We start from the raw sequence: 10,397 nt of genomic DNA on the forward strand, positions 1-10,397 counted from the left end.
TTATCCTTTTTGATTATCCCAACAAAGAACAGTTTGCCCTTCTTCATTTTTTTCAACATCGCCCATACCCATGATGTTATATCCTGCATCAACATAATGTATTTCACCTGTAACACCATTTGCTAAATCGCTAAGTAAATACATAGCCGAATTGCCTACATCTTCTATACTAACATTGCGTTTTAAAGGAGAATTGATTTCATTGTATTTTAAAATCATTCTAAAATCCCCTATTCCACTTGCTGCCAAAGTTTTAATAGGACCTGCTGAAATAGCATTAACACGAATTCCTTTTACTCCTAGATCTCTTGCTAAATAACGCACAGAACTTTCAAGTGCGGCTTTTGCTACACCCATAACATTATAATGAGGTACATATTTAACCCCACCAAGATAACTTAAAGTCAAAATCGAACCCTTATCTTTTAAAATAGGTAAAACCGCACGTGTTAAAGAAAGTAAAGAATACACAGAAGTTTGCATAGCTATATCAAAAGCTTCTTTTGAAGTTTCTAAAAAAGAATTTTCTAAAGCTTCTTTTGGAGCAAAAGCAACCGCATGTACTACAAAATCAATCTCACCTAAATCTTTTTTGATTTTTTCAGCGATAGAATCTAAATGCTCGTTATTATTTACATCAAGCTCATAAACAAAATTAGAATTAAACTCTTGTGCTATAGGTTCTACACGTTTTTTTAAAGCATCATTTAAAAAAGTAAAAGCAAGCTCGGCTCCTTGATCAAAACATGCTTTTGCTATGCCATAAGCGATAGATTTATTATTTGCAACCCCTACAATAAGGCCTTTTTTACCCTTCATAATCATCTTTTATCCTTTGATTAATTTTATAAAATTTTCTACTTTTAAAGCTGCAGAGCCTATCAAAACTCCACCACAATGATTTACACTTAAAATTTCTTTGATATTATTTTCATTCACACTTCCACCATAAAGCAAAGGTGCCTTGGTTAAACTCGCTAAAAATTCAAGCACTTTAGCGATATCTGTACTTTGTGCACTCACTCCCGTTCCTATAGAATAAATAGGCTCATAAGCGATAATGAGTTTTTCATAATTTAAATCAATAATTTCAAGTTGTTTTTTTAAAAACTCTAAAGTCTTGCCTGAATTTTTTGTATCTAAATTTTCACCTATACAAAAAACAATTTTATAACCATGCTCTTTAGCAAAATCAAATTTAGCCTTAATAAATTCTTCATCTCCTAAAGCTCTTCTTTCAGAATGCCCGATTAAAACGCATTTGATCCCAAATTCGTCCAAATGTTCTTTTCCAAGCTCGCCTGTAAAAGCACCATTAACACAAGGATAAAAATTTTGGGCTCCTTGTATGAAGTTATTTTCTTTTTCTAAAAATGCTACACTAGGTGGGAAAACGATAATATCATCGCATTTTACCCCTATAGTTTTATTTAAAATTTCAGCATAAATTTTAAAACTTGCTCTTGTGTGATTGCATTTTAAATTTGCAGCAAAGATCATTCATTTTCCTTAGATCTTAAAGCTTTTACACCTGGAAGTTCTTTACCCTCTATAAGTTCAAGAGAAGCGCCACCTCCAGTAGAAATAAAAGTCATCTCATCTGCATCACCTGCGCGCGCAACCACATCAGCTGTATCACCGCCTCCAACAACAGAAGTTGCATGCCCTTCACTAATATAATGACTCATTTTAATGCTACCTTTTGAAAATTTATCAATTTCAAAAACCCCCATAGGTCCATTCCACCAAATCGTTTGCGCATCAGAAATCACCTCTTTAAAAAGTCTCACACTTGCAGGTCCTATATCTAAACCCATCCAACCATTTGGAATTTCTTGTGCTGGAACAAATTTCATCGGCACATCTTGTGAGCACGCAGGAGCGGCTACAACGTCTACTGGAAGATAAATTTTCACTCCTAAATTTTTACCTTTAGTAAGAATTTTATTAGCTTCTTCTAAAAGTTCTTCTTCTAAAAGTGAATTTCCTATATCATAACCTAAGGCTTTTAAAAAAGTAAATGCCATACCTCCGCCTATGATTAATTTATCTACCTTTGGTAATAAATTTGTCAATGCTTGAAGTTTTCCACTTACCTTTGAACCTCCAACAACAGCGACAAAAGGACGTGCTGGATGTTTGATAAGATTGCTTGCAAAATCAATTTCTTTTTGGAGTAAAAATCCTGCACCTTTGTGTTTTTCATCAAAAAATTTAGTAATAGCCTCCACGCTAGAATGTGCTCTATGGCATACTCCAAAAGCATCATTGATATAAACTTGAACCATAGAAGCAAGTTCTTTGGCTAAATTTTCATCATTTTTAGTTTCGCCTTTTTCAAAACGCAAATTTTCAAGAAGTAAAATTTCACCCACTTTTAAATTCATAGCTTTGGTTTTTGCATCTTCGCCGATAACATCTTTTGCCATAACAATTTCTTTATCTAAAAGTCTAGCAAGACGCTTAGCAACAGGTTCTAAAGAATACTTGGAGCTAATTTCTTTTGGACGCCCTAAATGAGAGGCTAAAATCACACTACATCCATTATCCAAACAATATCTTATCGTAGGAATAGCTGATCTTATGCGTCTATCATCAGTGATATTTAAAAAATCATCTTGAGGAACATTAAAATCACATCTTATAAAAACTTTTTTCTTAGCTAAATCAATGTCTTTTATAGAAATAATATCACTCATGATTAAGCCTTATTTGCAATATATACTGCCATATCTACTAGACGACTTGAATAACCCCATTCATTATCATACCAAGCAATCACCTTGATAAAATCATCCGCAATCACTTGAGTTAAATCACTTGCTACAATAGCTCCATAAGAACAAGTGATAAAATCGCTTGAAACTCTTTCATCATCATCCACCATTAAAATGCCTTTTAAATTTGTAGCTGCAGCTTTTCTAAAAGCTTCATTGATTTCATCTTTGCTGACTTTACGGCTTAGCTGCGCAGTTAAATCCACGCTTGATACATCAATCACTGGCACACGCATACTTTGTCCGTGAAGCTTGCCATTAAGTTCAGGCATAACAAGTTTCATAGCTTTTGCTGCGCCTGTAGAAGTTGGAATGATATTTTGCGCTGCAGCACGAGAACGGCGTTTATCTTTGGCCTTAGCATCAATAATACTTTGTCCATTTGTATAAGCATGTATTGTTGTCATAAGTCCTTTTTCTATACCAAAATTATCTTGTAAAACACGACAAACAGGACCTAAACAATTTGTTGTACAACTTGCATTAGAAATAATGCTTTCACCCTTGTAAAGTTCTGAATTTACTCCTAAAACATAAGTAGGTGTATCATCTTTTGCAGGAGCACTCATGATCACTTTTTGCACTCCCATATCTATAAATTCTTGACATTTTGCCATAGTTAAATGCGCTCCTGTACACTCTAAAACAATTTGTGCGCCGTGTTTTGCAAAGTCAAGATCTTTTACATTGCGACTTTTAAATACTTTGATTTTTTTACCATTTACCACTAAATCATCGCCTTCACTATCAACACTGCCTTTAAATTCACCATGTACTGTATCGTATTTAAAAAGGTATTTTGTAAGTTCAATATCCGTAGTATCATTTATCGCCACAAGCTCAATATCATTTCTTTCTAAGATGATTCTTGCAACACATCTGCCTATGCGTCCAAAACCATTTATAGCAACTTTTACAGCCATTTAATTTCCTTTTGCAAAATATAATGTTAATATTCTACAAAAAAAAGGTTAAAATTTTAATGAAGATAGCACTTTTTGGTGGCAGTTTTGATCCACCACATAATGGACACAATAGCGTTGTTTTAGAGGCTTTGGAAAAATTAGATATTGATAAACTTATTATTATGCCTACTTATATCAATCCTTTTAAACAAAGTTTTAGTGCTGATGAAAAGCAAAGATTTTTATGGGTTAAAAAACTTTGGGGACATTTACCAAAAGTTGAAATTTGCGATTTTGAAATCAGGCAAAAACGCCCTGTTCCTAGCATAGAAAGTGTTAAGTATCTTTATAAGCTTTATAATCCTAGTAAATTTTATCTTTTAATTGGCGCAGATCATTTAGAAAAACTTCATCTTTGGCATGATTTTGAAAAACTCAATTCTTTAATAGAATTTGTTATTGCCAATCGCAATGATATAGGAATTCCTAAGAATTTCAAAGATTTAAAAACCAATAAAAAAATCGCTTCTTCTTTCATACGCGACACTTTAAATACAAATGAGGTTTGTGAAGAAATTAAAGATGAAGTAAAAAAATATTATGAAAAATTACAAAAAAATTGATACAATTTCAAAAATTAAAGGACAATAATGCAAGAAAGAATAGATTTAATCGTTAAAATTTTAGATGAAAAAAAAGCTGAAAATATCAAAACCATTGACATGAGCGAGCAAGAATACTTTGTAAAATATGTCATTATTGCAGCTACTTTAGGAGAAAGACACACTCTATCCTTGATCGATGAGCTTAAAACACAACTTAAAGCCAAAGGTGAGGAATTTTTAAACATAGATAGTAGCGAAGAATGGAGCGTGATTGATCTTGGCGATATTTTAATCCATCTTTTAACACCAGAACACAGAGGAATTTATAATATAGAAGAATTACTAGAAAACCTTAAAAAAGGCAGGGTTTAAAAAGGCTAAAATTTAATTAGCCTTTTTAATTTTTAGAGATTATCGATATATTCTTCAATCTCTTTTTTAATTTTCTCTTTTTGCTCTTTTAAAGCTTTTTTCTTAGCCTTATACTCAACCTTGCTCATATAGTCTTTTTGATCATGTAAAGCATCGAGTTCTTTTTCGATTTTTTCCACTTCTTGTTCTTTAAGTTTTTTAGCTTCTAGTTTTTTATCATAAAACATAGGATCTTTAGTACAATCATTTTGCACTTGCTTTAAAGCAAGTTCTAAACTTAAAGTTCTAGCTGTGTCATTATGTGCTTTAGAAAAACTGATTTCTTTATTGATACGATCGATTTTTCTATCACATTCACTTGCACCAAAAGCAAAAGCACATAGTGTAAGTAGAATAAGTATTTTTTTCATTTTTAATTCCTTTTTAAAATAAATTAAATCGCGGAATATTATCTCATCAATTCTTAAATCTAGCTTTTATATCATTAAACAAAGTAAATACCATACTTTCAAGCTCTTTTGCTCTTTCTAAAGATGTTGCCTCAAAGCGTGTGATAAGATAAGGGCTGGTATTAGATGCACGAAGTAAAGCCCATCCATCGCCAAAATCTATCCTAGCTCCATCAATTTCACAAAGACTTTTAACACCTTTTAAAGCTCCTTTTTCAATCTCTTTTTGAAATTCTTCCACAAGTTTGAATTTTTCTTCTTCATTTACAGGAATTTTAATTTCAGGTGTAGTATAAAGTTTTGGTAAAGCTTTAATCATACTTTCTAGATCAAAACCTTTATAAACAAGCTCCAAGGCTCTTAAAAATGCATAAATTCCATCATCATAACCAAAATATCTATGTTTAAAGAAAATATGCCCACTCACTTCAGCAGCTAAATCAATATCTTTTTCTTTCATCATTTTTTTGATATTAGAATGTCCTGTTTTTCCCATAAAAATAGTTCCAAATTTAGCCACTTCATCAAAAAGATTTTTAGAACATTTTACCTCACCTAAAATGCGTGGATTAGGGATATCTTTAGCAAACAAATAACAAAGCTCATCCCCACAAAATACATGAGTTTTACTCAAAGCAACCATTCTATCAGCATCCCCATCAAAAGCAAAAGCTAAAGAATAATCTTGATTTTGATTTAAAAATTCTCTAATCGCACTTAAGTTTTCTTCTTCTGTAGGATCTGGAGCATGGTTTGGAAACTGTCCATCAGGCTCTGCAAACATTACATGAGCTTTTAAATTTAAAGCTTTAATTAAAGGCTCTATCACTACTCCAGCCGCACCATTTGTGCAATCAACGCCAAATTTATAATTAAAATCCTTTAAAAAGCTAAATTGCTCGCACATAAATTTCACATAAAGGTTTAAAATATCGTATTTTTCTACTTCTAAATTTTCTTCAATATCATCATCTAAATGCTTATAAACTTCTTTTGAAAACTCTTTTAACTCTACGCCAAAAAAACTTTCTTTATTGATAGTGATTTTAAAACCATTATAATCTTTTGGGTTATGAGAGCCTGTTATCATAACATTTGCATCAAATTTCAAGCCCTCATAAAGACTAAAATACCCCAATGGAGTTGGCGCAAGCCCTATATCACAGATTTTTATTCCCGCTTTGTTAAGTCCACTCACTAGATAATTAAAAAGTTCATTTGCACTATATCTTGCATCATAGCCCACACTTACATTTTTACAGCCTTTATTTAGCATGGTTTGTCCCAAGCAAAAACCTATAGCTTTAACGCTTTTTTCATTCAGTTCTTTGCCATAAAGTCCTCTTATATCATATTCTCTAAAAATCACATCTAACATTTTTTTCCTTCAAATTCATCTCTTCTTTAACCTAAATTTATCGTTTTTCTAAAGCAAATTTGGATAGAAAAGAAATTTTTGCTACAATTTTACATTAATTTCACTAAATGAAGGAAAATTTATGGATGAAGAATTAGAAAACGAAGAAACGAAAAAGAAAAAAGGCGGTTCACTTGTAATTATTATTGTTATTTTACTTTTTGTTTTACTTCTTAGTATTATGGGAGTAATTGCTTGGCTTATTTCAAGCAGTTCAAGTGATGAAAGTGAAGTCAAAGAAGCCCCAAAAGAAGAGGCAAAAACTGATAAACCTAAAGTTTCAGCTCCTACTCAGCGAGGTAGTGATTTTGCTAATATAGGTCCTATGTATCCACTTGATCCTTTTACCCTAAATTTACTTAGCGATAGCGGCTCAAGATATGTAAAATGCACTATAGAACTAGAACAAAATAGCGAACTTTTAAAACCTGAACTTGATAAAAAAGTCCCAGTGATTCGTGATATTATTATTCGTACATTAACAGCTAAAACCTTTGAAGAAGTAAGTACACAAAAAGGCAAAGAACGTTTAAAAGATGAGCTAGTTGGAAAAATCAATGAAATTTTAACCGATGGCTTTATTAAAAATGTTTATTTTACGGATTTTGTAGTTTCTTAATGCGTGTAGGCTGTGATATCATCGCCATTTCTAGAATAGAAAAAATTCATTCTAGACATGGCAAAAATTTTTTGGATAAATTTCTAAGCCCAAAAGAACAAATACTCATTAAAAATCCAGCAACTCTAGCAGGTCTTTGGGCTGCTAAAGAAGCCGCTAGCAAGGCTTTGGGTGTTGGAATTTGTGAATTATGCAGTTTTTTTGATATTGAAATATCAAAAGATGAAAAAAACGCGCCTAAATTAAAATATTCTCAAAAAATTACAAAAGATTTTAATATCACTCAAACTTCCCTAAGTATTTCTCATGATAATGGTTTTGCTATAGCCATAGTGGCTATAGTTTGATTATTTTCCTATAGTTTGCTTGTCTAAATTTCTTGAAAGTATGAAATCCACCACAGGTTGTTCTCTTTTGTTTGCTCTTTTACAATGATCTTTTTGAAAAAAATCTGTGATTTTTATAACAATCCTTGCCCATTTTTTGCGATTTCTTTCACGCCACGCATGAGAAGAAACGCTCTCCCAAGCATAGCCATTAAACAAGCTTGCATTTACAAAATGATCTAAGGCTCTAACACCCTGTCTTGCTCGTGCGGTATTAAAAAAAATTCCTATAATCACGATAAAAAGATATCCTAAAACTGCTAAAGGTACTATTGCACAAAGCAGAATAGTCCCTGCTAATTTTTCTTTTAAGCTTCCTTTTAAGGTGCGTTTTACACGACGACGAAAATTGGCGCGAATTTTAGTTCTAACTCTTTTCATAGCTTTCTTTTGCTAAATTTTATCCTCATACCATTAGCCGAACGCACTGTTAAACGCCCTACTACATCAGGTACAAAACCTTCTTCAAGTTCTAGTTTGTAAGTTTTTAAAATATTAGCCAAAATCAAAATCGCTTCTTGCATAGCAAAACCTTGTCCTATACAAATTCTTTCCCCTACCCCAAAAGGCAAATAAGCATCTTTTTTGTACTCTCCTTCAAAACGAGAAGGATTAAATCCATGCGGATTTGTCCAAAATTCTTCATGTCTGTGTATCAGCCAAGGAGCAATCACCACCCCAGAACCTTTTTTAATAAGCTTATCTCTAACTTGGGTATCTTTTTTTGCCTCTCTTGCAAAAAAACCAACAGGAGGATAAAGTCTTAAAGATTCTTTAAAAATATTTGTTAAGTATTTAAACTGTCTTAGATGCGAAATTTCAATGGCTCCACCCTGTAAAACCTGAGTAATCTCCTCGTAAGCTTTTTCTTGCTCCTTAGGATAAAGACTGAGCAAATAAAGCGTCCATGTCAAAGAACTTGCTGTGGTTTCATGTCCTGCTAAAAAAAGCATAGCCACTTGATCTAAAATTTCCTCAAAAGAAAAACGCTTATTTGTATCAGCATCCACTACTAAAAGCAAAGATCCTAAAATATCTTCAAATTCTGCATTATCTGCCATATCATATCTTGGTTTTATGATATCACTTAAAACCTGTCTGATCACATCTCCGGCTTTAGCACGCTTACGATCTCCTAACACATAAGAAAGCCATTTTGGAAAACAAAACATACGACGCATGGCTGTATGCACGCTTTGCTCTTGAAAAGTCACAAATGCGTTTAAGATTTTTTTACCTTTTTCCTCATCGAGTTTTGAAGACATAATGGTGCGAAAAATCACATCAGCGGTAATAAAAGTCATAGCTTCATCTACTTCGATAACAGCATGATTTGGATACTTGCTAAAACGATCCATCATATCTGCCACAGCTTCACTCATAAGATTAAACACTTTATTGATACGAGTCATTTCAAAACTTGGACGCAAAAGCTCTCTTTGTTTTTTCCAAACTTCACCATTTGTAGTAAAAATACTCTCCCCTAAAAGCGGACTTAAAAGCTCATGTAAAAATGCACTTTTAGGAAATTCTCTAACCTCATCAACCATCATTCTTTTAACTTCTTTAGTGTCATTTATGACATAAAGATCAAAATTTGGCATCTTCACATAGCCTGTTTGCATTTTATAACTACGCTCATAAAGCCCGTCAAGCCAAGATCTACGCTTTAACAAAAAAGTTAAAAGCGTAGAAGCTTTATTTTTATAAGGTTTTGGAAAAAAGGGGCATTCACTCATATTTTTACCTTTTCTTCTAAAAATTTAGGCATTATGATGAAAGAAAAAAAATCATAATCACCTTTAACACTAATACTATAAAGATATAAAAAGTGCGCTTTGTTTTTATCTCTTTTTATTTTTTTATACTCATGTTTTTCATATAAAGTGTGAAATTTAGCACTTAAAAATGGGGGTGTAAATTTAGCATTTACGCCACTCGTGCGGAAAAAATCCACTTGAGGAAAACATGCTCCATCAATAATCGATGTGTAATCATACCATTTTAAATCAAACCTTGAAACAAATTCAAGCTTCTTTCTAAATTCATCCGCTTTTTTTTGATAACTCACTAAAGGAATGCATTCTCCTAGAGTAAGAATTTTTAACTTATGAAGTAAAGATAAATCTAAATTTTGTCTTAAAATACACTCCAAAACTTCTATACAAACTATAGTTCCAACACTATGTGCTACTAAAACAAGTTCATAATCTTGTTTATTTTCATTTTGTTTTAGCTTATCTACTATGGTATTCGCAAAAAGCTTGATTCTTTCTTGCATAGTGCCTGTTTTTTTATCTTGCCAAGTAGCACAAAAAGCACAAATTCTTGCTATCCAAAATACAGCTAATTTCTTACCTAATTTAAATAAAAAATGATTTAGTAAAAATCCTAAAAAACATCCTATGATGATAGCTAAAGAAAAATGCATATAATTTTGCAAAAAAGCAAAACTTTCAAAAGCCAAAACCAAAGAAAATAGTAAAGAAAATAACACATAAAAAAAAGGATAATAACCTGTGATAAGTTGATAAATCGACTCTTTGCCAAATTTGATAAAAAGCCCTGTGATAGTATAAATTCTAAAAAAACTATAACAATCTGCCAAAGCATCTTTATAATTTTCTGACCAATTTTTCTTAACAATATCATTCCATGTTAAAAAATGATATTTAGTTTGCACTCCTTCGCAAGAAATTTGAAAAAAAGGAAATTGTTCATTTTTTTCAATTTTACTTAAATCAGCTTTAATGTTAAAAGCATGAGAATAATCTTTTAGGTTTTTTTTAAATAAATCATAATAAAATCTATAACTTTTAGGATCATATCCTGCTATATAAAATACTTCCCTATCCATAAAATATTTC

At 31.9% G+C, this 10,397-nt stretch carries 12 protein-coding genes and 1 pseudogene; 4 read left to right on the forward strand and 9 right to left on the reverse strand.

Annotated elements, in window-relative coordinates:
* From fabI to gap, 4 genes are read right to left on the reverse strand one after another with little or no spacing between them, the layout of a single operon-like run.
* Window positions 1-825, reverse strand: a complete 825-nt coding sequence (fabI, locus tag FBE96_RS06855; protein WP_002780456.1) for an enoyl-ACP reductase FabI — start codon at window positions 823-825, stop codon at window positions 1-3.
* A gap of 3 nt (window positions 826-828) precedes the next feature.
* Entirely contained in the window at window positions 829-1,500 is a 672-nt protein-coding gene (locus FBE96_RS06860; RefSeq protein WP_002871985.1) for a triose-phosphate isomerase, read from the reverse strand.
* Window positions 1,497-2,699 (reverse strand): phosphoglycerate kinase, encoded by a 1,203-nt coding sequence (locus FBE96_RS06865; RefSeq protein WP_002871986.1) that lies wholly within the window; start codon window positions 2,697-2,699, stop codon window positions 1,497-1,499. Before FBE96_RS06865 ends, FBE96_RS06860 begins: the two co-directional genes overlap by 4 nt.
* 2 nt (window positions 2,700-2,701) lie before the next feature.
* Window positions 2,702-3,700, reverse strand: coding sequence for a type I glyceraldehyde-3-phosphate dehydrogenase (gap, locus tag FBE96_RS06870; protein ID WP_002780453.1), 999 nt, complete (start codon window positions 3,698-3,700; stop codon window positions 2,702-2,704).
* A gap of 59 nt (window positions 3,701-3,759) precedes the next feature.
* On the opposite strand from gap, the gene nadD reads away from it, so the two are divergent.
* Together nadD and rsfS are read left to right on the forward strand one after the other, a co-directional pair.
* Window positions 3,760-4,305, forward strand: a complete 546-nt coding sequence (gene nadD, locus FBE96_RS06875; RefSeq protein WP_002868485.1) for a nicotinate (nicotinamide) nucleotide adenylyltransferase — start codon at window positions 3,760-3,762, stop codon at window positions 4,303-4,305.
* 27 nt (window positions 4,306-4,332) lie between these two features.
* On the forward strand, window positions 4,333-4,659 hold the full coding sequence (gene rsfS / locus FBE96_RS06880; RefSeq protein ID WP_145599615.1) for a ribosome silencing factor: 327 nt from the start codon (window positions 4,333-4,335) through the stop codon (window positions 4,657-4,659).
* A 32-nt stretch (window positions 4,660-4,691) separates the two neighbouring features.
* Here rsfS and FBE96_RS06885 read toward each other — a convergent pair whose 3' ends face one another.
* Together FBE96_RS06885 and pgmL are read right to left on the reverse strand one after the other, a co-directional pair.
* Window positions 4,692-5,069 (reverse strand): DUF1090 domain-containing protein, encoded by a 378-nt coding sequence (locus FBE96_RS06885; protein WP_002868486.1) that lies wholly within the window; start codon window positions 5,067-5,069, stop codon window positions 4,692-4,694.
* 46 nt (window positions 5,070-5,115) lie between these two features.
* Window positions 5,116-6,505: pseudogene (pgmL, locus tag FBE96_RS06890) on the reverse strand (phosphoglucosamine mutase PgmL).
* 102 nt (window positions 6,506-6,607) lie between these two features.
* Between pgmL and fliL the strand changes: the two are divergent.
* Window positions 6,608-7,144, forward strand: a complete 537-nt coding sequence (gene fliL / locus FBE96_RS06895; RefSeq protein WP_002868488.1) for a flagellar basal body-associated protein FliL — start codon at window positions 6,608-6,610, stop codon at window positions 7,142-7,144.
* Complete coding sequence (gene acpS / locus FBE96_RS06900; RefSeq protein WP_002825806.1) at window positions 7,144-7,491, forward strand: holo-ACP synthase; 348 nt, start codon at window positions 7,144-7,146, stop codon at window positions 7,489-7,491. Before fliL ends, acpS begins: the two co-directional genes overlap by 1 nt.
* Here the strand turns inward: acpS and FBE96_RS06905 are convergent, their stop codons facing one another.
* From FBE96_RS06905 to FBE96_RS06915, 3 genes are read right to left on the reverse strand one after another with little or no spacing between them, the layout of a single operon-like run.
* Entirely contained in the window at window positions 7,492-7,911 is a 420-nt protein-coding gene (locus FBE96_RS06905) for a hypothetical protein (protein WP_002780440.1), read from the reverse strand.
* Complete coding sequence (locus FBE96_RS06910; protein WP_002868489.1) at window positions 7,908-9,269, reverse strand: cytochrome P450; 1,362 nt, start codon at window positions 9,267-9,269, stop codon at window positions 7,908-7,910. The genes FBE96_RS06905 and FBE96_RS06910 overlap by 4 nt, the downstream gene beginning before the upstream one ends.
* A complete protein-coding gene (locus tag FBE96_RS06915; RefSeq protein ID WP_002871987.1) occupies window positions 9,266-10,387 on the reverse strand; it encodes a hypothetical protein in 1,122 nt (373 codons plus the stop codon). The genes FBE96_RS06910 and FBE96_RS06915 overlap by 4 nt, the downstream gene beginning before the upstream one ends.
* Between the last annotated feature and the right edge of the window lie 10 nt (window positions 10,388-10,397).

It is taken from the genome of Campylobacter sp. CFSAN093241 (genome assembly GCF_012889595.1).
Lineage (GTDB): Bacteria > Campylobacterota > Campylobacteria > Campylobacterales > Campylobacteraceae > Campylobacter_D > Campylobacter_D jejuni.